Raw genomic sequence first — 23921 nt, 5'->3', positions numbered from 1 at the left:
ATTGCGGATGCACGCCAGGAGCGTCGCTAGACAAAAGGGGAGAGGCTCATGATTTTGGTCACCGGAGGCGCGGGTTTTATCGGCGCCAATTTTGTGATTGATTGGCTGGGCGCGCAGGATGAACCCGTTGTCAACCTTGACAAGCTCACATATGCCGGCAATCTGGAAACCCTGGCCTCGCTTCAGGATGACCCAAGACATATCTTTGTAAAAGGCGATATTGCCGATGGTGCACAGGTTTCTGAACTGCTAAATCGTTACCGCCCGCGCGCCGTCGTCAACTTCGCTGCGGAGTCCCACGTCGACCGGTCCATCTCCAGCCCTGAAGACTTCATTCAGACCAACATCGTGGGCACGTTCCGGTTGCTGGAGGCTGTGAGGGAATATTTTGGAGGACTTGACGCGGCGAACAAGGCCGCGTTTCGTTTTTTGCATGTCTCGACGGACGAGGTGTATGGATCGCTACGAGCCACTGAGCCAGCCTTCACGGAGGGCAACGCCTACCAACCCAACAGTCCGTATTCGGCAAGCAAGGCAGCCAGTGATCACCTTGTGCGTGCCTACCATCACACCTATGGCTTGCCAGTACTCACGACGAATTGCAGCAACAACTATGGCCCTCGCCATTTTCCAGAAAAACTCATTCCATTGATGATCGTTAACGCCCTTGCAGGCAAGCCCCTGCCGGTTTATGGCGATGGCATGCAGGTGCGCGACTGGCTTTATGTAGGCGACCATTGCAGCGCGATACGCCGAGTGCTTGAAGCTGGCAGGCCCGGTGAGGTTTACAACATAGGCGGCTGGAACGAGAAGCCCAATATTGAAATTGTGAATAGCGTCTGTTCCCTGCTCGACGAACTCCAGCCTCGTCCGGACGGCAAGCCCTATCGCGAGCAAATTAGCTACGTCAAGGACCGTCCCGGCCACGATCGCCGATACGCCATTGACGCCAGCAAAATCCAGCGCGAGCTTGGCTGGGTGCCTGCTGAGACCTTCGAGACCGGAATCAGAAAGACTGTGCAGTGGTACCTTGCGAACCCAGGGTGGGTGGCTCATGTACAGAGTGGCGCTTACCGCAGCTGGATCGACAGTCATTACGCCGTGGCAGACGCGGCGTGAAAATCCTGCTTTTTGGCAAGGACGGCCAAGTTGGCTGGGAGTTGCAGCGTAGCCTGACACCCTTGGGTCAGCTTGTCGTGCTGGATCGTCACAGCACACATCTGTGCGGAGATCTCACCAATCTTGAGGGAATTAGCGCGACGGTAAAACACGTCCGCCCGGACGTGATCGTCAATGCGGCTGCGTACACAGCGGTGGACAAGGCCGAGGCCGATGTCTCAACAGCACGCACTGTCAACGCAGAAGCGCCGGGCGTTTTGGCTGAGGCTGCAAAGGCCATCGGCGCCTGGGTGGTTCACTATTCGACGGACTATGTCTTTGACGGCAGTGGCGACAGGCCGTGGGAAGAGGGTGATGCGACTGCCCCGCTGAATGTCTACGGGCGAACCAAGCTGGAAGGAGAGCAGCGCATTGCGGCGCAATGGGAGAAACACCTTATTTTGCGGACGAGCTGGGTGTACGCCGCACGGGGCACCAACTTTGCCAAAACCATGCTGCGCTTGGCCAAAGAGCGCGACCGCCTCCGGGTTATTGACGATCAGTTTGGCGCGCCAACGGGCGCTGACTTGCTTGCCGATACCACCGCGCATATGGTTCGCGCAGTCTTGTTGGGGGTTTCTGACAGCGTGGCTGGCATCTACCACGTCGCAGCTGCTGGCGAGACCACTTGGCACGGTTATGCGCGATTTGTCATTGACTACGCGTCCGAGGCCGGGATGGCGTTCAAACGTTCACCGGTCATGGTGGACCCCGTTGCAACGAGTGCTTTTCCGACGCCTGCCGCCCGTCCGCACAACTCCCGTCTCAACACCGCTAAACTGCGGGACACCTTTGCCTTGCACCCGCCGCCCTGGCAGCAAGGTGTCGCACGCATGCTGACTGAAACCACCTGACCAAATCATGACGCAACGCAAAGGCATCATCCTCGCAGAAGGATCGGTCACCCGTTTCCCCCGACTATGATGGCCATCAACGAAAACAGCTGCTAGCGGTATGCAAGCCGATGGTGTTTTACCTCTTGAGTGCCTGGGCAGTATTGTTTCCGCTGCTTAAAAGGGAGCTACGGGTGTGAAGGGATTCAACCCCCATCCGCGATGTGTTGATCATTAAACCTCAGGTGTTCGGAAATCTTGGGGCATCTTCATGGAAGGCGTCTATTAGCGCGAGTTCGATGCGCCACTGGCATGGGTTTACTTTTGTTCAGGACGACCACAGCCGCTCGGAAAGGTGTTTGGCGCGGTCTTCACTCCCGGGCACTCTAGCCTTCAGGGGAAACTTGTTCGGGTCGCATATGTGGCGCCGTCCTTGATGTGGTGGTAGACATCCGGGCGGACTCGTCCAGTTTTGGAAAATGGATCGGGCGGGAACTCCAAGAACACGACCATCACCAGCTGTGGGTGCCGCCGGGCCTAGCGCACGGCTTTCTGGTGCTCAGCGATGGTGCCGATGTCATATTCCCACTACTGCGCGCTGAGACAGAGCGATGCATAAGATGGGACGATGCCGAACTGGCGACCGGATAGCCTGCCGGCATTGGGGGCTGGGCCTTCGCCTTACAATGCACCCACAATAATAGGGAGCAACTGGGGTCAGGTCATGCGCAAATCTGCGCAAGAGCCGTGAAACCGGCGTCCTTCAGACGGTCGATGGACCAAACCACGCAAAGAGCATGAACAGAAAAATAGCAATGGTAGGACTGGGCTACGTGGGGCTTCCCGTAGCAGTGGCATTTGGCAAAACGCATTCGGTTGTGGGATTTGACATCAAACCGACCCGTATCGCTGAGCTGAGATCCGGGAAGGACAGCACCGGCGAGGTAACTTCTGAGGAGCTAGCTCAGGCGGATATTCGGTATACAGACCAGATCGACGATCTGAAATCATGTGATTTCTTCATCATTGCCGTGCCCACCCCGGTTGACACAGGCAACAAGCCAGACCTGTCGCCCCTGATCGGCGCGTCGCGGTCTGTTGGACAAGCTCTCAAACCCGGCGATATCGTGGTATACGAGTCCACAGTCTATCCTGGGGCGACAGAAGAGGACTGCATCCCTGTGCTCGAAGCCAGTTCCGGTCTCAGGTTTGGTACCGACTTCACCGTGGGCTACAGCCCGGAGCGCATCAATCCTGGTGACAGGGAACATACGTTCACGAAAATCAAAAAAATCGTGTCTGGGTCCGACGAGCGCACGCTCGAAGTGGTGGCCGAGGTTTACAGTTCAGTCGTTACTGCGGGTGTTCATCGCGCCAGTTGTATCAAGGTGGCTGAGGCTGCCAAAGTAATTGAAAACACGCAGCGTGATCTGAACATCGCGCTGATGAACGAGCTTTCGGTGGTCTTCAAGCGAATGGGCATTGACACCCAGGAGGTGCTGGAAGCCGCTGGAAGCAAATGGAATTTTCTTCCGTTCCGCCCGGGTCTCGTTGGGGGCCACTGCATCGGCGTTGACCCCTACTACCTGACCCACAAGGCCGAGAAACTGGGCTACATCCCTCAAGTTATCCTGGCCGGTCGGCGAATCAATGACAACATGGGGCGCTTTGTGGCGCGCAATACCATCAAACAGATGGTCGCCCAAGGCATTGACGTGGCACGCTCGCGTATCGGTGTGCTTGGTATTACCTTTAAGGAAAACTGCCCTGACACGCGTAATTCCAAAGTGGTGGACATCATCCGCGAACTGCAGGACTATGGTGTGGAGGTGATCGTGTGTGACCCGCACGCGGACGCGGAAGAGGTTCACGAGGAATACAAGCTCCGGTTGGGTGAGGTCAGTGCTGCGCAGCCCGTGGACGCCTTGATTATTGCGGTGGCACATACCGAATACAAAGCACTGACGCCCCTTGAGTTGCGTGGCATGACCCGTGGCGACAAGCCCGTGCTGATTGACGTCAAATGTATTCAGCCCCGCCAAGCGCTGGAATCTGCCGGCTTTTGTGTCTGGCGCCTGTAAAGACCTACTGTATGAAGAGCAACATTACCGATCGGAAGATCCGCTTTGCCCTGGTAGGCTGCGGACGCATTTCCAAAAATCACTTTGACTCCATTGCTCAGCACGGCGACCGGGCGGAGTTGGTGGATATTTGTGACATTGACCCGCTAGCGCTGGATGCCGCAACAAAGTCCACTGGTGCCAAGCCTCACGCTTCCTTGACGGCCATGCTGGCGGCAACCACTGCCGACTGCGTGATCGTGACCACCCCCAGTGGTCTGCATCCAAGGCAGGCGATAGAGATTGCCCAGAGTGGCCGGCATGTGCTGTCTGAAAAACCCATGGCGACCAAGTGGGAAGATGGCGTGCGTATGGTTCGTGTGTGTGAGGAGGCCGGCGTCCACCTTTTTGTAGTCAAGCAAAATCGCCGCAATGCCACGCTCCAATTGCTGAAGCAGGCGGTCGAGAAAAAGCGCTTCGGCCAGATATATATGGTGACGCTCAATGTCTTCTGGCAGCGCCCTCAGGTGGGTTATTACGACCAGGCTAAATGGCGCGGTACCTGGGAAATGGATGGCGGCGCGTTCATGAATCAGGCCAGCCACTATGTTGACCTGCTGGAGTGGGTGGTGGGTCCCATCGAATCGCTGCATGCGTATACCGCCACATTGGCGCGCGACATAGAAGCGGAAGACACGGGTGTTTTGAGCGTGAAATGGCGTAACGGCGCGTTGGGTTCGGTCAATTGCACCATGCTGACCTACCCGAAAAATCTCGAGGGATCTGTCACCATTCTGGGTGAAAAGGGGACGGTCCGTATTGGCGGTGTAGCCGTGAACGAGGTCAAGGAATGGCAGTTTGCCGATGTTGACCCGGACGACGAAAAAATCAAGGAAGCCAGTTACAACACAACGTCTGTTTACGGCTTCGGGCACCCGCTTTATTACGACAATGTCATCAAGGTGCTGCGCGGTGAGGCCGAGCCGGATGTAGATGGACGCGAGGGCCTGAAGACGCTGGAAGTGTTGATGGCAACCTATCGCTCCGCGCGAGATGGCGTGCGTGTTGGTCTTCCCCTTGAACTTTGAACTCGATCCTGGGCGGTTTGAGGCCAACATGAACTACAACGCGCATTCCACTGCCATTGTTGATGATGGCGCGAAAATAGGTGCGGGCACCCGTATCTGGCATTGGGTGCACGTTAGCGCGCAGGCTCACATCGGTGAGCGTTGTTCGCTGGGGCAAAACGTGTATGTTGGTAATGATGTGCACATAGGCAACAACGTCAAGATCCAGAACAACGTTTCTGTCTACGATGCCGTGACGCTCGAAGATGATGTTTTTTGCGGCCCAAGCATGGTGTTTACCAATGTCTTTAACCCGCGCTCTGCGGTCACCCGCAAAGATGAATATCGCCGGACCCTGGTAAGACGCGGTGCAACCCTTGGGGCAAATTGCACCATTGTTTGTGGCGTGACGGTGGGTGAGTATGCATTTGTCGGTGCCAGCGCAGTGATCAACAAAGACGTGGGCGCTTTTGCGTTGATGGTTGGTGTGCCAGCCAGGCAGATTGGCTGGATGAGCCGTTTTGGTGAGCGCTTGGCGCTCCCGTTAGAGGGCTCTGCCAGCGCCCGCTGCGACCATACCGGCGAGCAGTACCAGCTTAATGATGGTGTCTGTTCGTTGATCGCATGATCTGTGTGGATTTTATAGGAGCCTTATGAACGCCGTGTTGAATGCAACGACCGCCATGCCGAAAATTGAATTCATTGATCTGAAGGAGCAATACCGGGCGTTGCAACCTTCTATTGATGCGCGCATGAAAAAAGTCCTGGACCACGGGCAGTACATCATGGGGCCAGAGGTCGCCGAACTCGAGCTGAAACTCGCGGCCTACACCGGTAGCAAGCACTGCATCACCTGCTCTTCGGGTACCGAGGCGTTACTGATGTCAATGATGGCGCTTGGAATAGGCCCTGGTGATGAAGTCATCACAACGCCGTTTACCTTCGCGGCAACTGCAGAAATGATTGTTTTGTTGGGTGCAAAGCCTGTATTCGTTGATATTGAGCTCGATACCTGCAATATCGATGTCAGTTTGATTGAAGCGAAAATCACGCCACGTACGCGGGCCATCATGCCTGTTAGCCTGTATGGGCAAGTGGCTGACATGGATGAAATAAACGCCATTGCTGCGCGCCACGGCAATATTCCCGTCATTGAAGATGCGGCGCAAAGCTTTGGCGCTGACTACAAGGGGCGCAAGAGCTGCAACTTGAGTACCTTTGGCTGCACCAGTTTTTTCCCAAGCAAACCGCTTGGCTGCTATGGTGATGGTGGCGCGATCTTCACCAATGACGATGTGCTGGCGAAGGCTTGTCGCGAAATTCGTGTTCATGGCCAGAGCGCACGGTATGTGCATACACGTGTCGGTCTTGGGGGCCGTATGGACACCCTTCAATGCGCAATCGTGTTGGCCAAGTTGGAGCAATTTGAGTGGGAAGTCGGCAAGCGCGTTGAAATCGGAGGCCTTTACAACGCCACGCTAAAAAAATTGGGGATAAGCGCAGTTTCCCAAAAAGCCGATAGAAACAGTGTCTTTGCCCAATATACGGTGCTGGTTGATGATCGGGATATGGTGCAGGGCAGGCTGAAAGAGGCTGGCATCCCCACCGCAGTGCATTACCCGATCCCGCTCAACTTGCAGCCTGCCTACGCACAATTGTGCTGTGCGGATTGCACACCCAAGGCCTCCCAGGCTGCCAGGAAAGTAATGAGCCTGCCCATGCATCCCTACCTTGACGAATCCACACTGGCGCGAATTACCAGTGCGCTGGCGTCGGCGGTGGCATGAGTATCAAGGTCGTCACTATTGTCGGAGCGCGTCCCCAGTTCATCAAGGCGGCGGCCGTGTCCAGAGTCGTAAGAGATGACTACGCCGGGAAAATCGACGAAATCATTGTGCACACGGGACAGCACTACGACGCAAACATGTCCGGGGTTTTTTTCGAAGAACTGGATATTCCAAAGCCTGGATACAACCTTGAGATCTCAGGTGGCCAGCACGGCGCCATGACAGGTCGCATGCTCGAAGCGGTGGAAAAAGTCTTGCTGGCGGAAAAGCCGAACTGGGTATTGATATACGGCGATACCAACTCTACGCTGGCCGGCGCTCTGGCGGCCGCCAAGCTGCACATCCCGGTGGCGCACGTCGAAGCGGGTTTACGCTCTTTCAACATGCGCATGCCCGAGGAAATCAATCGCATTCTCTCTGACCGCATATCAACGTTGTTGTTTTGCCCTACTGAAACCGCAGTTCGCAATCTGCAGGCAGAGGGAATCCTCAAGGGAGTTCACAATGTTGGCGACGTTATGTACGACGTCGCTCTGTTCTACCGTGATCGAGCTCGGGAGCAAAGCTCAATATTGGGTGATCTGAAGCTGGAGTCGCGCGGCTTTGCGCTGGCTACCTGTCATCGGGCGGAAAACACAGATGACCCACAAAGGCTGGGGCAAATTTTGTCGGCTCTGGCGGAAATTGCAAGCAAGTGCCCGGTGGTGTTTCCTTTGCATCCACGCACCCGAAAGCTGATGGGGGATTATGGTTTATCACACCTTCTGGGTAAGCTGGTGGTAACAGAGCCACTCAATTTTCTGGACATGGTGGCGCTTGAGCAGGCTGCGCGTTTTATCCTTACAGATTCGGGGGGCGTGCAGAAGGAGGCCTTTTTCTACGGCGTGCCCTGTCTGACCATGAGAGATGAAACCGAGTGGGTTGAAACGGTCGAGTTGGGCGGAAACCGGCTGGTAGGGGCTTCAAGCTCGACTATCGTCGATGCCGTGGCTGAAATAATGTCGGAACAACCGGCAAACGCTGCCGCGTCACCGTACGGGACAGGCAGGGCGGCCTTCAAGATTCTGTCTCACCTTGTCTGAGCAAGCTCGGCCGCTAAATCAAATATTAAATTAGTAAAGGAATGGAAATGAAGGTTTTTGTTACGGGCGGTTTGGGGCAAATCGGCTCCCATGTGGTCGAGATGCTGCTGGAGCGCGGTGATCAGGTCGTCGCGATCGACAACCTGGCAACCGGGCGACGCGAGCATCTGACCGAACATCCCAATTTGAAAATAGTGATCGACACCATTGCCGACAAAAAGGTTGTGGACGAACTCATCGGAGACTTCAGACCTGACGCAATCGTCCATACTGCTGCGTCTTACAAAGATCCAGACGACTGGTACAACGATACATTGACCAACTGCGTTGGCGGTTCCAACGTGGTGGATGCCGCCAAAAAATTCGGAGTGAAGCGTTTCGTCTATTTTCAGACGGCCCTTTGTTACGGCCTTAAACCGATGCAGCAGCCCATTCGACTGGATCATCCGCGCTTGCCCGGTAGCAGCAGTTATTCCATTTCAAAAACCACGAACGAGTACTACATTGAACTCTCGGGTATTGACTACGTTACCTTCCGCCTCGCCAACGTCGTTGGACCGCGCAATGTCGCCGGCCCGCTGCCTATTTTTTACCAACGACTCAAAGACGGCAAGCAGTGCTTCGTAACGCAGGCGCGCCGGGATTTCGTATTTGTCAAAGACTTGGCAAGGGTGGTTTTAAAAGCTTGCGACGGAGTCGGACAAGGTGCTTACCATTTTTCGTCCGGAAAAGATGTAGCCATTCAGGAGCTATACGATGCTGTTGTCAACGCGCTGGATGTGCCAGGAAAGCCCAAGGCTGAAGTCAAGGAGCTTGGCCCCGACGATGTATTTTCCATTCTGCTGGACCCGTCACGCACATTTGAAGATTTCGGAAGCATTGAGTTCACCCCCTTGCAAGAAACTGTCTCTGCAGCAATGGCCTACTACCAGAAGTACGGCACGCTCGGTGAATACACCCATTTGCGCCAAGAGCGAAAGTAAGAGGACGCGCGGAGATGCGAATTCTAATCACGGGGGGCGCTGGCTGTTTGGGCTCTAATTTGATCGAACATTGGCTCCCCCAAGGGCACAAGATTTTGGTCATAGACAACTTTGCCACCGGCAAGCGCGAAGTGGTACCTGAAGTTGAAGGTCTCACCGTCAAGGAAGGCAGTATTTCGGATGAATCGATGGTGAATGACTGCTTCACCGACTTCAAGCCGGATGTAGTTGTTCACGCTGCAGCGGCTTATAAGGACCCAGACGACTGGGTGGAAGACTCACGTACCAATGTTATCGGCAGTGCTTATGTTGCTCGTGCAGCCAAGGCTGCCGGCGTCAAGCGCCTTATCAATTTCCAGACAGCGCTTTGCTACGGCCGTCCGAAAAGCCTCCCTATTTTTGCCAGCGATCCAACGGCGCCGTTTACAAGTTACGGCATAACCAAGACGGCTGGTGAGCAGTTCATGATGTTATCGGGCGTGCCAACGCTGTCGCTGCGCATCGCCAACGTGACTGGCCCACGCCTGGCCATTGGCCCGATTCCGACTTTTTACAAACGCTTGAAGGCTGGGCAAAACTGCTTCTGCTCGGACACTGCGCGAGACTTCCTTGACATGTCCGATTTTCTGGACTTTATGGATTTGGCCATACGGGTGGATGCACCTACAGGTGTCGCCAATCTTGCCAGTGGAGAAGCTCACTCCATCAAGGAAATATTCGATATCGTCTCCGACTACCTGGGCCAAGGCATGAAAGAAGTGCCTGTGGTTCCACCGGCAGCGGACGATGTGCCGGTCGTGTCGCTTGATGCCTCAGAAACCCACCGCACATTTGGGTGGAAAGCGCAGGTTGGATTTGAGGAGACGATTCGGCGCCAACTGGCCTGGTATGACAAGCATGGCGTAACAGATGTGTTCTCGCATCTCAAAGCGCCATCGGTAAAGTAATCGAAACAGACAACTTATGACTACATTGAGTTTTTCAGGTTCGCGTGTCCTGATCGTGGGGGGTGCCGGCTTTGTTGGCAGTAACCTTGTTCACCAAATCCTTGAACAAGCGCCCAAGGAAATCATCGTCGTGGACAACCTGCTGTCATCCGATGTGGCAAACATACCAGCAGACGCGCGCGTACGCTTTGTTTTTGGATCGATTACTGAGGACAGGATTCTCGCCTCAATTCCTGAAGATCTGGACTATGCCTTTCATCTTGCGTGCTACCACGGCAACCAGTCTTCGATTGCCGATCCGCTGGCAGACCATGACAACAACACGCTGACTTCACTCAAACTCTTTGATCGTCTCAAGGAAATCAAAGGGTTGAAAAAACTTGTTTATGCCGCTGCTGCGTGCGCCGTCGCCGAGAAAACCTACGACACCCCAACCGCCACCACCGAAGAGCAGCCCGTGACGCTGTATCACGATAGCCCGTACTCGATCTCCAAAATTATTGGCGAACTTTATGGCAATTATTACTTTCAGCAGCATCAACTGCCGTTTGTAAAAGCACGGTTTTCCAATGTGTACGGCCCGAGAGAAATTCTGGGAGCTGGACAGTGGCGCGGCACGGTGCACACTGTCTGGAGAAACGTCACCCCAACTTTTGTATGGCGTTCTCTCAATGGCGAAGCCCTGCCTTTGGACAATGGCGGCAATGCAAGCCGCGACTTCATATTCGTGGAAGATATGGCGCGCGGCCTGATGGCTTGCGCATTGAAAGGCGCTGTGGGGGAGGTTTATAACCTTGCCACTGGCAAGGAAACCAGCATACTTGAGTTGGCCACCATCATCAACGAATTCACTGGCAACAAAACGCCGCTTGATTTGCGCCCTGCGCGTAACTGGGATCGCTCGGGCAAGCGCTTCGCGTCTACAGAGAAGGCATCGCGCGAGTTGGCCTTCGAAGCCCGGATTGACATTCGCAATGGATTGCGCCTGACTGTGGACTGGACCAAAGCCAATCTGGAAACCATCAAGAAGTGCATGGCCAAACACGACAAGATGATGTCTCAAGTTCAAAGGTAATGAGCATGGATCTGCGTGGTAAAAAAATAGTTGTTGTCGGTGGCGCCGGTCTCATCGGCTCACACACGATTGACCATCTCGTCAAGGAAGACGTCAAGGAAATTATTGTCTATGACAATTTTCTGCGCGGCAGCCGCGAAAACTTGAGCACGGCCTTGAAAGATCCGCGGGTGAAGATTTATGACGTAGGTGGAGACATCACGCAGACTGACATTCTTCACTCAGCGTTTGAGGGCGCAGACGGCGTATTCCATCTGGCGGCACTTTGGTTGCTGCAGTGCCACGAATACCCTCGAAGTGCTTTTGATGTAAACGTGCGCGGCACCTTTAATGTGATGGAAGCCTGTGTTGCAAAGGGTGTAAAGCGGCTGGTGTATTCCTCTTCCGCGTCCGTGTATGGTGACGCTGTGCACGAGCCAATGGCGGAAGACCATCCTTTCAATAACAAAAACTTTTACGGCGCAACCAAGATTGCCGGTGAAGCCTTTTTGCGCGCCTTTCATCACCGGTATGGCCTGAACTATGTGGGACTTCGCTATATGAATGTCTATGGCCCACGTCAGGACTATCATGGCGCCTACATAGCCGTCATTATGAAAATGCTGGATGCCATCGATAAGGGGGACAGTCCGACCATCATGGGCGATGGTTCCGAGGCTTTCGACTTTGTAGCGGTGGAAGACTGCGGGCTCGCCAATGTGTGCGCCATGAAAGCCGATACCACCGACACCAACTACAACGTTGGCACCGGAAAGCGAACCTCGCTCAAGGAACTGGCCCAGTTGCTGCTGGAGATTACGGGTTGCACAAAACCCATTAGCTACGCGCCTCGCAGTCAGGCCACATTGGTGCGCAATCGCATTGGCAGTCCGCTAAAAGCATCCCGGGAGCTTGGCTTTACATCGACGATTGATTTGCGTGAAGGTCTGTCCCGGTTGATCGAATGGCGTGCCAGTCATAAAGCGGAGGTTGCCGCTCGTCGGCTTGCTGTGGGGTTACTTGCGTGACCGTTCCACCATCGATGAGTGTCCCAATCGCGCGGACTAGTCTGAGCGAAGAGGAAATTCAAAGCGTCCTCAGACCGCTCCGTAGTGGCTGGCTGGTGCAAGGCCCGGAGGTAAGGGAATTTGAAGAGAAGTGGTCAGCTTTTACCGGGGCACACCACTCCATCGCGGTGACATCCTGCACTACAGCCCTGCATCTCTCCCTCGCTGCACTTGGATTCGGCCCTGGAGATGAAGCCATCGTGCCGGCTTTTACCTGGATCGCGACAGCCAATGTGGTCGAGCATCTTGGTGGCAAGGTCGTCTTTTGCGATATCGACTTGAATACCTTTAACCTCGATGTCAACGATGCTGCGCGCAAAATCACATCACGAACCAAGGCAATTTTGCCGGTACATCTGTTTGGTCTATCGGCAGAGATGGACTCGGTTATAGAGTTGGCGCGACGGCACGGGCTGTGGGTCGTGGAAGATGCGGCATGCGGATTCGGCAGTACTTATCAGGGCCAGCATGTCGGCACTTTGGGCGACACGGGCTGTTTCAGTTTTCACCCACGCAAGGCCATTACTACTGGCGAGGGAGGGATGATCACAACACAAAGCGTTTCGCTGGCAGAGAAGTTGCGCCGCCTGAGGGACCATGGCGCGGCCATGACCGATTTGCAACGTCACATGGGCGCGCGCCCCTATCTTTTAGCTGACCATCCTGACGCTGGCTACAACCAGCGCATGACTGATTTACAGGCTGCGCTCGGCGCCGCGCAGATGGGTCGTGCACAGGCCATCATTGACGAACGTCGGCGTTTGGCAGAGAACTATGACCAAGCATTTGCTCGGCTCGCCTGGCTTAAAACCCCAGGGCATTTGCCGGGCTATGGTCACGGTTACCAAAGCTATCCCTGCCTGTTTCAGCCAGAAGAGTTGTCTCCTCACGCGATCAAGCGTGTAAACGCCCGCAGAAACGAATGGATGGATACCCTACAGCGAGCGGGTATTTCCACTCGCCCCGCCACGCATGCGGTGCATATGTTGGCCTTTTACCGTGGAAAGTACGGTCTCAAGCCCGAAGATTTTCCGATGGCGTACGCCGCCAACGACTGCAGCATTTCCCTGCCCCTGTTTCACGGGATGACGGCTGAGGAGCAGCAGTACGTTGTCGACCATGTTCTGAGCTACAGTGGCTGATGTGCGGCATCACTGGGATTGTTAATCTCGACGGCGATGCCGTTTCCCCCGACATTCTCAAGCGGATGACAGACGCTATAGCCCACCGTGGGCCTGATGGTGAGGGCCAGTGGATCGAAGGAAACATAGGTATAGGTCATCGCCGGCTGGCGATTCTTGATCTATCCCCAGCTGGACACCAACCCATGGTCAGTGCTGACCAGCGCCATGTTCTCAGCTACAACGGCGAGGTTTACAACTACCGTGAGTTGCGGGCCGATCTGGAGGCGAAGGGGATCCGGTTTCGCAGCACAACTGATAGTGAAGTCGTGCTGAACGCGCTGTCATTTTGGGGCCTGGACGCACTTCTCAAATTCAACGGCATGTTTGCGCTGGCGTTGTGGGACCGAAAAGAACGCACACTGCTTCTCGCCCGGGATCGCTACGGCATCAAGCCCCTGTATTACGCGCAACAGGGCCGGCGTTTTGCATTTGGGTCTGAGCAAAAGGCGATCCTTGCTTTGCCGGATTTTCGGCGAAAGCTGAATAAGCGGGCGTTGTTGGAGTATTTCACCTTCCAGAACATCTTCACCGACCAGACACTTCTTGAAGATATTCAACTGTTGCCTGCCGGACATCACCTGGTGCTTGCGGCGGACGATGAAAGCGTTTCTCGCCGCCAGTATTGGGACTATCGTTTTCGTGAGCCGGACCAGCCCGCCAGCAAAGGTGAGTATGTGGAAGAGCTAGACCGCTTGTTTCGTCAAGCTGTAAACAGGCAACTTGTCAGCGACGTGGAGCTTGGCGCATATTTGTCTGGCGGCATGGATTCAGGTTCCATCACAGCTATCGCCGCACAGAGCTTTCCCAATCTGAAAACCTTTACCTGCGGGTTTGACCTGAGTTCCGCTTCGGGCATCGAGCTGGCCTTTGACGAACGCGCCAAAGCTGAGGCCATGTCAGCCCGCTTCAAGACTGAGCATTATGAAATGGTGCTCAAGGCCGGCGACATGGAGCGTTGCCTTCCAACGCTGGCATGGCACCTGGAGGAGCCGCGCGTAGGCCAGAGTTATCCCAATTACTATGCAGCAAAGATCACCAGGAAATTTGTCAAGGTGGTCCTTTCCGGCAGTGGTGGCGACGAACTTTTTGGTGGATATCCTTGGCGCTACTACCGGGCAAGCAACTGCCAAAGCTTTGAGCATTATGTTGATCAGTACTACCTCTACTGGCAGCGGCTGGCAAACAATACGGAGCTAAAGGCCATGTTTGCACCTGTGTGGGGCGAGGTGAGTGACGTGTGGACGCGCGACATCTTTCGTGATGTGTTCGCCACACATGACAACACACTGGACCGCCCTGAGGATTACATCAATCATTCCTTGTACTTTGAGGCCAAGACATTCCTGCATGGCCTTTTTGTCGTGGAAGACAAACTTTCAATGGCTCACGGCCTGGAGTCGCGCGTGCCGTTTATGGACAACGATCTGGTTGACTTTGCGATGCAGTGTCCAGTGGGCCTGAAGCTCAACAACCTTGCGGAAGTGTTGCGTATTAATGAAAATGAGCCAGGGAGTAAGCAAGGGAAGTACTTTCAAAAGACCAACGACGGCAAACAAATTCTGCGTGATGTGATGTCGCGTTATATCCCCGATGAAGTTACCAAGGCGGCGAAGCAGGGGTTTTCGTCGCCGGATGCCAGCTGGTTCAAGGGTGAGAGTATCGATTTCGTCCGACGAGAACTTCTGAACCCCTCTTCTTGGCTTTATTCGGTACTTGACTATGAAGCAATTGCCCCGCTGGTCCAGCAACATCTGGATGGTTCTCGCAATAGGCGGCTGCTTATTTGGTCACTCTTGAATACCGAGTCATGGGCACGCAGTTTTTTGGAGCAGTGACGTTCATGATCCCGCATTCTAGGCCTTGGATTTCGAGAAGTGACCAGTTAGCTGTGTCATCGGCACTCGCAACGAGCATGATCGCACGTGGCAAAAGGGTCGCAGAGTTTGAGCAAGCCGTAGCAGAGTTGGCTTGCGTTGACTATGCCGTAGCGATGTCGAGCGGATCCGCCGCCTTGGCTCTCGCACTGGAAACTCTTTCCATTGGATCGGGCGATGAGGTCATCATGCCGACTTATGTGTGCCGAAGCGTGCTTGAAGCGGTAATGGCCACCGGGGCCGCACCGGTGGTATGCGATGTTGATCACACAGGCGTGTTGGATTTGGCGACTGCGCGCTCGAAAATTTCCGCACGTACGAAAGCTGTCATCGCCGTTCATATTTTTGGAAGGTTTTGCGATATTGCGTCACTCCAAGAGTTGGGGGTGCCTGTTATTGAGGATGCATGTCAGGCGTTCGGTCTTCGTGTAAATGGGGGTGTCGCCGGCGGGTTGGGTGACATAGGGATCTATTCCTTTCATGCCACCAAATGTCTAACGACCGGCGAGGGCGGGATGTTGGTTACGGCCAACCATACAATCGCCAAGCGCGCGCGCATGTTAGTTGAAGAAAATCGATCAACTTTTAGGCAGATGTTTGCGCCACTTTCCGATCTGCAGGCGGCGCTCGGTTTATCGCAGTTGAGCCGGTATGAGGTGTTTCTTGAGCGGCGGGAACTGATTCGCGCGGAGTACCTTCGCGCAGTAGTGGCACAGGGCATCCAGGGGGGCGAGCTAAACATGGCTGGTGCTCCATTTCGGTTTACGGTTTTTTCAAATCACCCTTTCGAATTGCTAAAGAACAGGTTTGCAGAGCACGGTATCGCAATCCGAAAAGGCGTCGATGAATTGTTGCATCGCCTTCTCAGCTTAGAAGATACTGAGTTTCCGTCGGCAAAAGAACTTTTTGAGAAAACTGTGTCAATCCCTTTCTATCCATCCTTGTCCTTAGGAGAGTTATCCAAGGTCCAAAGTGCTTTAGTCTTGCTTGCCCATGAAGGTTGAAGTGCGAGTCATGGACACGCAGTTGGAGCCTGCTTACGCAGATCTCTTGCAGAGCGCTCCGTGTGCAATGTTTAATCATTCAATTCGATTTCGAAACTTTTTGAAGCTCGTTATTCCGGAAGCAAAAGAAACCTATTTCCTTGCATACAAAGAAGGGAAATTAGTTGGCGCCCTCCCGACGTTTACTCGCGACGGCCCAATTGGACCGGTTGTCAACTCGCTCCCTTTCTACGGGAGCCATGGAGCTGCTGTGTTGCGACACGGCGAGAACCAAGAGGTCCGGACCGCATTGTTTGATTCACTACGTGACTATTGCGTCAACGTTGAGGCTGCATTCTCTACGGTAGTTGAATCACCATTGGATGGTTGTCGAGAATCGTACTCCGCGTTAAATGCTGATTTCACCGATGACCGTATAGGTCAAATTACAGCGTTGCCCCAGTATTCTGAAGGTGATACGGAATCCAATCTGATGGACATTTTTCACCACAAGACTCGCAACATGGTTAGAAAGGGACTTAAGAGCGGTTTTATTGTTGGTCATGAAGATTCAGGCTTTGCAATGACCTCACTTTATGAAATTCACGCAGAAAACATGCGGGCTATCGGTGGTTTGGCAAAGCCGTTGTCTATATTTCAAGCGATCAAGTCTGCGTTCGCGTATGGCGAAGATTACCGAGTTTATATTGCCAGGGATGGAAACAAGATCGCGGCAGCGATGCTTGTTTTTTATTTCAAGGACACAGTGGAGTATTTCACTCCGGCAGTGCAGGAAAAGTATCGAAGTAACCAGCCATTAAGCTTGCTGATTTTTTCAGCCATGCGTGATGCAGTTGTCGAACGCTCAGCGCGCTTATGGAATTGGGGGGGGACATGGCGGTCGCAGGAGGGTGTATATCTCTTTAAATCGCGATGGGGTACAAAAGACTATCCCTATCGTTATCACATAAATCAGTATCGGAAGCACCTGGATATCGCGAAGACCTCAAAAACTGAACTCTTCAATGGTTATCCTTATTTCTTTACGATCCCTTTTCGCCTGCTGAGCGTCTCGTGAGCTATTTTTCTACCCCATGGGTTATCCTTTTTGGCGGCGCCGGCCGCGAAGCGGTGGTGGAGTCGCTGGTTGCAGCGGGGATTCCTATTCAAAGGGTGATAGTCCCTGTAAAGCAAGCGCCTAAACTAGTGAGGTCGATCGAAAAATTATCGATCCTGGGTCTTTCGATCGTTAACGTCACAAAAGGAGAGGTCGAGGCTCGACTTGAACAGACGAAGGACTGCAACCTCTTATCTGTGGGCTTCCCTTTCATTATTCCAAAGGCGGCGTATTTCAAACGTCCGATCGCACTAAACGTTCATCCGACCTTGTTGCCCAAGTATCGTGGACCGACTTCTGGCCCCTACATACTGATAAATGACGAGCGCGAGTCGGGTTCTTCTGTCCATTTGTTGGCAGAGGAAGTGGACGCGGGTGACATAGTCATCCAGAGCCGGGTGAGCATCAGTCCGTTTGATACAGTGCGTTCGCTACAGAAAAAGGTCTACGCGACTGAACCCTCTCTAGTGATTCAGGCCTTAAAAATTCTTGACGCAGGGAGTCCACCAACGACTCAAGACCAACGAGAGGCCACAGTTTATCCAGTTGCGCGTCGTCCAAGTGACTCAGAGATTGACCCTACATTGCCCCTGGTAGAGCTCTTTAACCAAATCCGAGCCTGTGATCCAGTGGACTATCCCGCATTCTTCCAGTATCGCGGCGAAAAGGTCTGCATCAAACTTTGGCGCCCCGACAAGCCGGAGGGCGAGGCCGATGCAATCTGATTCTTTCGGATTAATTCGTGATATTAAAGTTGATGATCCTAGTTCATGGAGTCAGTTATTTTTGTCGTTTGATATTGATTGGGCGCATGATGGAGTGTTGCGGGACACAATTGAACTCGTTCGCCCTTTTTCTTCTAAAATTACTTGGTACGCAACGCACTCTAGCTCTCTTCTGGATGAAATAAGGCAAGTATGCGATTGGGAGCTAGGGGCGCACCCGAACTTTAATCCACTTCTGGATTGTCTTTCCGACGTGAGCGCGCCGGAGGTCATTAAAAACCTGCTATCAATAGTGCCAGAAGCACGATCCTTGCGAAGTCACAGTTTGGTTCAGTCATCAAGACTTGGCGACCTTTTTGTATCAAGTGGTATTACTCATGATTCGAATGACTATATTCCCTGTAGTTCAAAAATTGAGTTAAGGCCGTTCACGTTAGAAAATGGGTTGGTGAAGGTGCCCTACTATTTTTCAGATGAGCTATGGTGCAAATCCAAGCGTACGCGCGAAGATTTTCTGGCATTGACTAGATGCACAGGTTTACGGGTCTTTGACTTTCATCCCATTCACGTTTTTTTAAACACTGAAGATATTAGCCGATATGAGATGACTCGACCGTTTCATCGTAATCCGAAAGAATTGATGAAATATCGATATAAAGGCTACGGCACGCGTGATCGATTGATTGATTTGTTGTCGATGGTCTGAATAATCCAGTCATCAATTAATGATAGGGACTTTATAGTGAGAATAGCAATAATCGGCCGCACAGAGATACTTTACGACACAACAGTCGCTTTAAGATCTCTGGGCCACGAAATCGTTTGCATCTTGACTGCTAACTCCGCGCCCGAATATTCCCGTACTTCCGTTGATTTCCAGACTTTGGCAAAAAAGTTGGAAATTCCATTCGCAGAAGGCGCGCCAATAGGAAATCATTTCGAGTTTCTGAATTCAGCCAAGGCAGATATTGCGGTCAGCATCAACTACACGGGAGTGATATCTCAAAATGTAATCGATCTTTTTCCGTTGGGAATCTTAAACGCACACGGAGGTGATTTGCCCCGTTATCGCGGAAATGCGTGCCAGGCATGGGCCATTCTCAACGGCGAGAAAAGAATTGGCTTGTGCATACACCGGATGGTTGGTGGTGAACTAGATAGTGGTGATATTCTTGCGAAGAGTTATCTTCCGATCGACAACACCACGAAGGTATCCGCTGTGTGGGATTGGATGGTGCGCGCAACCCCTGCTTTAATGGTGGAGTCAGTTAACCGGCTGGCCGCAGATCCGGGTTACGTCCTGGAGCGGCAATCCAAAGACCAGAAGGATGCCCTTCGCTGTTATCCACGGCGGCCGGAAGACGGCCGAATCAATTGGGATCGAACAGCGTTGGATGTTTTGAGGTTGATAAATGCCAGCAACAAGCCGTACGCAGGGGCATATTGTGAATACGAAGGCCGTCGAATGACTATTTGGGATGCAGCGCTACTGGAGGATGGAGAAGTATTTTACGCGGTTCCTGGGCAAGTGACTCGTGTTGCTCAAGGTCATGTCGAAGTCGCCTGTGGTTCTGGAAAACTCATCATCCGGAAAGTGCAGCGTGACGGGGATGTTGAGAGTGCTCCGAGCCTTTACATCTCTTCGATCAGAAAGAGACTGACGTGATCTCGACAGAGAACCCGCCGCTGAACAGCGAGTCGAGCGACACTGATTTCACGGTCACTCACTACCGTGAGTTGTTGAAACTTGCCAAACAGAATTTTGTATTTGCAACCTACGACGACATTCCGTGGGGGAGCCGTTTTGTTCTGTGGCGACACGATTGTGATTACTCCTTGAATCGGGCGCACGGGCTCGCGACTGTCGAGGCTGCCGAGGGCGTGCGCGCCACCTATTTTCTGAATCCCCATTGCGAGTTCTATAACCTGTTTGAGCGCAGCCAGCATCGGCTTGTGCGAGAAATTTTGGGAATGGGGCACAAGATCGGTCTGCACTTCGACGGGGCCTTCCATGACGTTGTTGATGAAGATAGCCTGTCAGCGCATGTGCAGCGCGAAGCGGCGCTTCTCGAAGGTCTATACGGCGTGAAACCCCTGGCCTTCAGCTTTCATAACCCGGCTGCGTCACATTTGGCCTGTGACGCGGAGGCCTATGGTGGGTTGACCAATTGCTATTCTGGTCGATTGAAAGCAGAGGTGCCTTATTGTTCTGATTCAAACGGATACTGGCGCTTTCGACGCTTGAGGGATGTACTGACTGAAGCGACCGATCCATGCCTTCAGGTGCTGACGCATCCAGGCTGGTGGCAAGACAAGGTGTCACCACCACGCCAACGCATCTTTCGCAGCGTTTACGGTCGCGCCAAGGCCACCTTGCAGCTTTACGATGAGGGACTTGACGCACACGGTCGTGAGAACTTTTCCGGTGCCTCCGCTGCACTTGCCTTTATGCGACCACTCAACCTTCAGCAGTATCAATTCTGCGATATGTTGTGGATTAGCGCACAACTGGAAGCCCTTTTCGATGAGCTTTGGCGGTTGCATCAACGCCAGATCAATAAACTGTGCAAAGCAATAATGCGCACTCAGTGGCAGGTACCAGCTGCCCAGATCAATACGTTCTTTGAAGATCCGTGCTTGTCATTGGAAGGATGGGAGCTTTTTTCAGCGGTGTTTGAAGACTCGTGGCAAGAAGTGTCAGGCATTGCCGCTGGAACCCACCAGGAATGGATTGCCGTGCGCAAGCAGTTGGTAAGTGGCCGCGCACCGGTTGAGTATGCGCGGCTGGAAAGTGGTTGTGTGTATCTTTGCCAAATCATTTCGTCTTTGGCTGCTTGGGGCAAGACATCGACACTCGGCTACGACGGCGTAGCGGATCTCAGGACAGTCGGCCTCTCGACTTGCGAAGAGGCAAATGGCGATCTGCCAAATCAAGCCGACACGATAAATGCTAATGTTGATGCCGATGCATCGGCTTTCTCGCAGCGGAAGTGGGCACAATTCAAACAAAACTTGGCTGCGTTCTGCACTAGCGAAAAAAAACCATGAGCGCTCCGGCAATAATTCTCAGGCCTGTTGTGGATACAGACTCGGATGTGCTCTTCGAGTGGATTAACAATCGTGACCTAGTTGTTTTTAGTGCGCCTTATCGACTTATCGGCAAAGAAGAACATAAAGCATGGTTTGAAGATATCAGAAAAAAAGAAGACATTAGGTTTTTCATGATCGAACATGCAGAGACCGCGGAGGCGGTTGGATCTTGTCAGTTACTGAAGATAGATCTGGTCTCGCGTGAGGCTGAGCTACAAATTCGGATTGGCCGAAAAGAGTTCCAGAATAGTGGTGCAGGTAGCGAAGCGGTGCGGCAGTTAGTGAGATTTGGATTTAATAACTTAAATCTGCATCGTATTTCGTTGCATGTTTTTACTACGAATAGACGCGCGATACGCGTTTATGAGAAAAATGGATTTGTGGCCGAAAAAATAGATCTTAAATCGGTCTGTATTGAGGGCGAATGGAAAGACATACTGTTCATGGCCAAGCGACGAAGTGAAGATGCCTAATCTTGTAGCCATCCATCAGCCTAATTTTTTTCCGTGGCTGGGTTATTTCGACAAAATTGCACGGGCTGATATCTTTGTATTTCTTGATGATGTTCAGTTTCCAAAAAAGGGCGGGAGTTGGTCAAGTCGCGTCAAGATAGTCATGAATGGGGCAGCTTCTTGGGCGAGTGCTGCGATTGACCGGGATTATCACGGTACCCGCAACATCAACCAGATGAATTTCCTGGCCACCAATCCGTGGCGGTTGAAAATTTTCCGAAGTCTGGAGACCAATTATCGTAAACATCCTCACTACAAAAGCACGATGGATGTCGTTGAACCCTTATTGAAGAATACCGAGGCAAATATTGCGGCTTACAACATTCATGCAGTGACTGCGCTTGCGCAGCATTTGGGATTGGATACCACCAAACTGCGACAGAGTTCAGACCTGCCGGGTACAGGCCATTCCAACGAATTGCTTTGCTCGCTAACGCATGCGGTAGGGGGCGGGGCGTACGTGTGTGGGGGGGGGGCTGATGGCTACCAGGACGAGTCCGTTTTCAAGGCATCCGGCATCGAGTTGGTTCGGCAAGAATTTGTGCACCCCATCTATCCGCAAGCTGGGGTTAACGAGTTTGTTCCGGGCCTTTCGATTGTGGACGCCTTGATGAATCATGGCGCGGCGGCTGTCGGCGCCTTGATCGAAAAGACGGCGCTAAAAGCGACTTTCACTGAGCGCTACGGCGGCTGAGAGCATGCTGTTCCGCACACGCTATGGCTTACACTCCTTCATTAAGTATGGGGTTGCCGTTGAAATTCGTAATCATGAAGCGCATCAAAAGCGCACTTTTGCAATCCAGCTATGTGCAGTCGGAGATAGCCTCGGTGCGAGCGAATCTCAAGGCCGAACTCAAGGCAGAGCTTGAGGCTGAACTCCACGCTGAGCTCAAGGCTGCCCTCAAGACTGAGATCAAACCTGAAGTCCACGCTGAGCTCAAGGTTGAGCTGGCGCAGGCGATTCAGCGATTGGTGCAGTTACCTGGAACCGTTCGCGATTTTTGTGCTGATATCAGCGTTAGAAGGGCCAAAGGGACTCTGAATTCCGAAGTAGACGCACTTGAGCTTAGACGCTTGGTGCGTACTTGCGCGGGTTTGACGCCAGATCTTCCCGGCGTGGTGGAAACCGCGGACCTGCTTGCTGAGTTCCGCTTTCTGCACGCTTCTACTTCTACGTTAAGGCCGGCTTTCGAGGCGGTGGCCGCGCCTCGCGTACTTTTTTGCGGCCAAGCCTACTACAACAGTTGGTACCTGTCGCGTGGACTGCGTAAGCTGGGGTGGCAAGCCGATGTTTACAACTGGGACACCAACCCGTCTTCGCAAATTTACTACCACGGGGAGGATTTCCGTTTGGGCGGCGATATTGCTCATACCCTGAACGGCGAACTCGGATTCTACCTTGCGGCGCTGTATCGCTACGATGTAGTCCACTTTGCAAATACTCATTGCATTGCCTTCGGCTGGTCCGTGCAAAGTGCGGCGACCAGTGAGGCCGGCGAAGGCGCCGAGATTTACTTGCTGAAAAATCTGGGCAAGAAGATCGTTTACTCCAATAACGGGTGCCTGGATGGCGTGTCGCAAACGTCTTTTTCCAAGTGGGGGCCAGAGTCTGTTTGCGCGATCTGCCCCTGGCAGAGTGAGAAGACGGTCTGCAATGATGAACGCAATCTGAAGTGGGGGAAATTTCGCAACTCTGTCGCCAATTTTCAGTGCACCTTGGGTGGAAACCGTGTCGACTACAACGATGACCCGCGCGTGCACGAAGTGCCCGAATTTTATTGCCTGGATTCGGAGATATGGAAGCCGGACCTGGACAGACCGCCGCACTACCGGCGCCCTGATTTTCAAGGCGAGGGGGTCAGGCTGTATCACGCGATCGGAAACCGTGAAGAGCGCACGCGCCTGGACGGGGTCAACATCAAGTCCACCCACGTCTATATGCCGATTATCGAGCGTTTGCGTAGCGAAGGCTTGCTGATTGACCTCATTGAACCGACTGGCGTTCCGAATATCGAGGTTCGCTTCTTGCAGGCTCAAGCGGACATCTTTCTTGAAATGCTGACCTACGGCTGGTTTGGCGCCAACGCACGCGAAGCAATGATGCTGGGTAAGCCAGTAATCTGCTTTATCCGCCCCGAATGGCTGGAAAGCCTTCGCGAGGAGATTCCAGAATACGCCAACGAGTTGCCTATTGTTAGTGCCACGCCGGAAACCGTTGAGGGTATTTTGCGCGATCTTATTTCTCATCCGGAAAAGCGGCTTGAAATTGGTAGGCGCAGTCGTGAATTTGCCCTCAAGTGGCACACTTCCGAGGCAGCTGGAAAGCGTTTCGATCAAATTTACAGGGCATTGCTGGCAGGTGAGCCGCTGTTGCGGCCAGGGTTTAACTCTCGATGAG

Annotated in this window: 23 protein-coding genes; all 23 read left to right on the top strand. The window is 53.2% G+C overall.

Features of this window, described 5'->3' with window-relative positions:
• The first annotated feature begins 48 nt into the window (after positions 1 to 48).
• The 23 genes from rfbB to VE934_RS07815 all read left to right on the top strand — a co-directional run bounded on the left by rfbB (position 49) and on the right by VE934_RS07815 (position 23920).
• Positions 49 to 1119 (top strand): dTDP-glucose 4,6-dehydratase, encoded by a 1071-nt coding sequence (gene rfbB, locus VE934_RS07920; protein ID WP_324886100.1) that lies wholly within the window; start codon positions 49 to 51, stop codon positions 1117 to 1119.
• Positions 1116 to 2012 (top strand): dTDP-4-dehydrorhamnose reductase, encoded by an 897-nt coding sequence (rfbD, locus tag VE934_RS07915; RefSeq protein WP_324886098.1) that lies wholly within the window; start codon positions 1116 to 1118, stop codon positions 2010 to 2012. Before rfbB ends, rfbD begins: the two co-directional genes overlap by 4 nt.
• A gap of 396 nt (positions 2013 to 2408) precedes the next feature.
• Complete coding sequence (locus VE934_RS18170; RefSeq protein ID WP_414693827.1) at positions 2409 to 2642, top strand: dTDP-4-dehydrorhamnose 3,5-epimerase family protein; 234 nt, start codon at positions 2409 to 2411, stop codon at positions 2640 to 2642.
• Positions 2643 to 2788: 146 nt separating this feature from the next.
• A complete protein-coding gene (locus tag VE934_RS07910; protein ID WP_324886096.1) occupies positions 2789 to 4072 on the top strand; it encodes a nucleotide sugar dehydrogenase in 1284 nt (427 codons plus the stop codon).
• An 11-nt stretch (positions 4073 to 4083) separates the two neighbouring features.
• On the top strand, positions 4084 to 5139 hold the full coding sequence (locus VE934_RS07905; protein ID WP_324886094.1) for a Gfo/Idh/MocA family oxidoreductase: 1056 nt from the start codon (positions 4084 to 4086) through the stop codon (positions 5137 to 5139).
• 28 nt (positions 5140 to 5167) lie between these two features.
• Positions 5168 to 5746 carry an N-acetyltransferase gene (locus VE934_RS07900; RefSeq protein WP_324886226.1) on the top strand — a complete coding sequence of 193 codons (579 nt, stop codon included), beginning with the start codon at positions 5168 to 5170 and terminating at the stop codon, positions 5744 to 5746.
• Positions 5747 to 5810: 64 nt separating this feature from the next.
• The gene (locus VE934_RS07895; RefSeq protein WP_324886224.1) at positions 5811 to 6905 is read left to right on the top strand and encodes a DegT/DnrJ/EryC1/StrS family aminotransferase; all 1095 of its coding nucleotides are present in this window, start codon (positions 5811 to 5813) and stop codon (positions 6903 to 6905) included.
• Positions 6902 to 7987 (top strand): non-hydrolyzing UDP-N-acetylglucosamine 2-epimerase, encoded by a 1086-nt coding sequence (wecB, locus tag VE934_RS07890; RefSeq protein WP_324886092.1) that lies wholly within the window; start codon positions 6902 to 6904, stop codon positions 7985 to 7987. The genes VE934_RS07895 and wecB overlap by 4 nt, the downstream gene beginning before the upstream one ends.
• A 41-nt stretch (positions 7988 to 8028) precedes the next feature.
• A complete protein-coding gene (locus VE934_RS07885; protein ID WP_324886090.1) occupies positions 8029 to 8970 on the top strand; it encodes an NAD-dependent epimerase/dehydratase family protein in 942 nt (313 codons plus the stop codon).
• Between the two features lie 14 nt (positions 8971 to 8984).
• The gene (locus VE934_RS07880; protein WP_324886088.1) at positions 8985 to 9917 is read left to right on the top strand and encodes an NAD-dependent epimerase/dehydratase family protein; all 933 of its coding nucleotides are present in this window, start codon (positions 8985 to 8987) and stop codon (positions 9915 to 9917) included.
• A 16-nt stretch (positions 9918 to 9933) separates the two neighbouring features.
• Entirely contained in the window at positions 9934 to 10992 is a 1059-nt protein-coding gene (locus tag VE934_RS07875; protein WP_324886086.1) for an NAD-dependent epimerase/dehydratase family protein, read from the top strand.
• Positions 10992 to 11999 (top strand): NAD-dependent epimerase/dehydratase family protein, encoded by a 1008-nt coding sequence (locus VE934_RS07870; RefSeq protein WP_324886084.1) that lies wholly within the window; start codon positions 10992 to 10994, stop codon positions 11997 to 11999. The genes VE934_RS07875 and VE934_RS07870 overlap by 1 nt, the downstream gene beginning before the upstream one ends.
• A gap of 14 nt (positions 12000 to 12013) precedes the next feature.
• The gene (locus VE934_RS07865) at positions 12014 to 13180 is read left to right on the top strand and encodes a DegT/DnrJ/EryC1/StrS family aminotransferase (protein ID WP_324886082.1); all 1167 of its coding nucleotides are present in this window, start codon (positions 12014 to 12016) and stop codon (positions 13178 to 13180) included.
• Positions 13180 to 15057, top strand: a complete 1878-nt coding sequence (asnB, locus tag VE934_RS07860; protein ID WP_324886080.1) for an asparagine synthase (glutamine-hydrolyzing) — start codon at positions 13180 to 13182, stop codon at positions 15055 to 15057. The genes VE934_RS07865 and asnB overlap by 1 nt, the downstream gene beginning before the upstream one ends.
• Positions 15030 to 16100, top strand: a complete 1071-nt coding sequence (locus VE934_RS07855) for a DegT/DnrJ/EryC1/StrS aminotransferase family protein (protein ID WP_324886078.1) — start codon at positions 15030 to 15032, stop codon at positions 16098 to 16100. The genes asnB and VE934_RS07855 overlap by 28 nt, the downstream gene beginning before the upstream one ends.
• Before the next feature lie 10 nt (positions 16101 to 16110).
• Entirely contained in the window at positions 16111 to 17157 is a 1047-nt protein-coding gene (locus tag VE934_RS07850) for a GNAT family N-acetyltransferase (protein WP_324886076.1), read from the top strand.
• Positions 17154 to 17921, top strand: coding sequence for a methionyl-tRNA formyltransferase (locus VE934_RS07845; protein WP_324886074.1), 768 nt, complete (start codon positions 17154 to 17156; stop codon positions 17919 to 17921). Before VE934_RS07850 ends, VE934_RS07845 begins: the two co-directional genes overlap by 4 nt.
• On the top strand, positions 17911 to 18627 hold the full coding sequence (locus tag VE934_RS07840) for a hypothetical protein (protein ID WP_324886072.1): 717 nt from the start codon (positions 17911 to 17913) through the stop codon (positions 18625 to 18627). The genes VE934_RS07845 and VE934_RS07840 overlap by 11 nt, the downstream gene beginning before the upstream one ends.
• A gap of 123 nt (positions 18628 to 18750) precedes the next feature.
• Positions 18751 to 19587, top strand: coding sequence for a methionyl-tRNA formyltransferase (locus tag VE934_RS07835; RefSeq protein WP_324886070.1), 837 nt, complete (start codon positions 18751 to 18753; stop codon positions 19585 to 19587).
• Positions 19584 to 20969, top strand: a complete 1386-nt coding sequence (locus VE934_RS07830; protein ID WP_324886068.1) for a hypothetical protein — start codon at positions 19584 to 19586, stop codon at positions 20967 to 20969. The genes VE934_RS07835 and VE934_RS07830 overlap by 4 nt, the downstream gene beginning before the upstream one ends.
• The gene (locus VE934_RS07825; RefSeq protein ID WP_324886066.1) at positions 20966 to 21484 is read left to right on the top strand and encodes a GNAT family N-acetyltransferase; all 519 of its coding nucleotides are present in this window, start codon (positions 20966 to 20968) and stop codon (positions 21482 to 21484) included. Before VE934_RS07830 ends, VE934_RS07825 begins: the two co-directional genes overlap by 4 nt.
• Positions 21477 to 22217, top strand: a complete 741-nt coding sequence (locus tag VE934_RS07820; protein WP_324886064.1) for a WbqC family protein — start codon at positions 21477 to 21479, stop codon at positions 22215 to 22217. Before VE934_RS07825 ends, VE934_RS07820 begins: the two co-directional genes overlap by 8 nt.
• A gap of 74 nt (positions 22218 to 22291) precedes the next feature.
• Positions 22292 to 23920 (top strand): glycosyltransferase, encoded by a 1629-nt coding sequence (locus VE934_RS07815; protein ID WP_324886062.1) that lies wholly within the window; start codon positions 22292 to 22294, stop codon positions 23918 to 23920.
• Position 23921: the final 1 nt, after the last annotated feature.

Origin of the sequence: Polaromonas sp. (assembly GCF_035638815.1) — a bacterium.
In the GTDB taxonomy this organism is placed as follows: Bacteria; Pseudomonadota; Gammaproteobacteria; order Burkholderiales; family Burkholderiaceae_C; genus Polaromonas.
The sequence above is the reverse complement of the archived record's forward strand: the minus strand, read 5'-3'. Positions and strand labels throughout refer to the sequence as shown.

What these genes read in the sequence shown, in the direction of transcription:
- rfbB (WP_324886100.1), top strand. Translation starts at nt 49, where the DNA reads ATGATTTTGGTCACCGGAGGCGCGGGTTTTATCGGCGCCAATTTTGTG.
- VE934_RS07910 (WP_324886096.1), top strand. Translation starts at nt 2,789, where the DNA reads ATGAACAGAAAAATAGCAATGGTAGGACTGGGCTACGTGGGGCTTCCC.
- VE934_RS07905 (WP_324886094.1), top strand. Translation starts at nt 4,084, where the DNA reads ATGAAGAGCAACATTACCGATCGGAAGATCCGCTTTGCCCTGGTAGGC.
- VE934_RS07900 (WP_324886226.1), top strand. Translation starts at nt 5,168, where the DNA reads ATGAACTACAACGCGCATTCCACTGCCATTGTTGATGATGGCGCGAAA.
- wecB (WP_324886092.1), top strand. Translation starts at nt 6,902, where the DNA reads ATGAGTATCAAGGTCGTCACTATTGTCGGAGCGCGTCCCCAGTTCATC.
- VE934_RS07885 (WP_324886090.1), top strand. Translation starts at nt 8,029, where the DNA reads ATGGAAATGAAGGTTTTTGTTACGGGCGGTTTGGGGCAAATCGGCTCC.
- VE934_RS07880 (WP_324886088.1), top strand. Translation starts at nt 8,985, where the DNA reads ATGCGAATTCTAATCACGGGGGGCGCTGGCTGTTTGGGCTCTAATTTG.
- VE934_RS07875 (WP_324886086.1), top strand. Translation starts at nt 9,934, where the DNA reads ATGACTACATTGAGTTTTTCAGGTTCGCGTGTCCTGATCGTGGGGGGT.
- VE934_RS07870 (WP_324886084.1), top strand. Translation starts at nt 10,992, where the DNA reads ATGAGCATGGATCTGCGTGGTAAAAAAATAGTTGTTGTCGGTGGCGCC.
- VE934_RS07865 (WP_324886082.1), top strand. Translation starts at nt 12,014, where the DNA reads ATGAGTGTCCCAATCGCGCGGACTAGTCTGAGCGAAGAGGAAATTCAA.
- asnB (WP_324886080.1), top strand. Translation starts at nt 13,180, where the DNA reads ATGTGCGGCATCACTGGGATTGTTAATCTCGACGGCGATGCCGTTTCC.
- VE934_RS07855 (WP_324886078.1), top strand. Translation starts at nt 15,030, where the DNA reads ATGGGCACGCAGTTTTTTGGAGCAGTGACGTTCATGATCCCGCATTCT.
- VE934_RS07850 (WP_324886076.1), top strand. Translation starts at nt 16,111, where the DNA reads ATGGACACGCAGTTGGAGCCTGCTTACGCAGATCTCTTGCAGAGCGCT.
- VE934_RS07840 (WP_324886072.1), top strand. Translation starts at nt 17,911, where the DNA reads ATGCAATCTGATTCTTTCGGATTAATTCGTGATATTAAAGTTGATGAT.
- VE934_RS07825 (WP_324886066.1), top strand. Translation starts at nt 20,966, where the DNA reads ATGAGCGCTCCGGCAATAATTCTCAGGCCTGTTGTGGATACAGACTCG.
- VE934_RS07820 (WP_324886064.1), top strand. Translation starts at nt 21,477, where the DNA reads ATGCCTAATCTTGTAGCCATCCATCAGCCTAATTTTTTTCCGTGGCTG.
- VE934_RS07815 (WP_324886062.1), top strand. Translation starts at nt 22,292, where the DNA reads ATGAAGCGCATCAAAAGCGCACTTTTGCAATCCAGCTATGTGCAGTCG.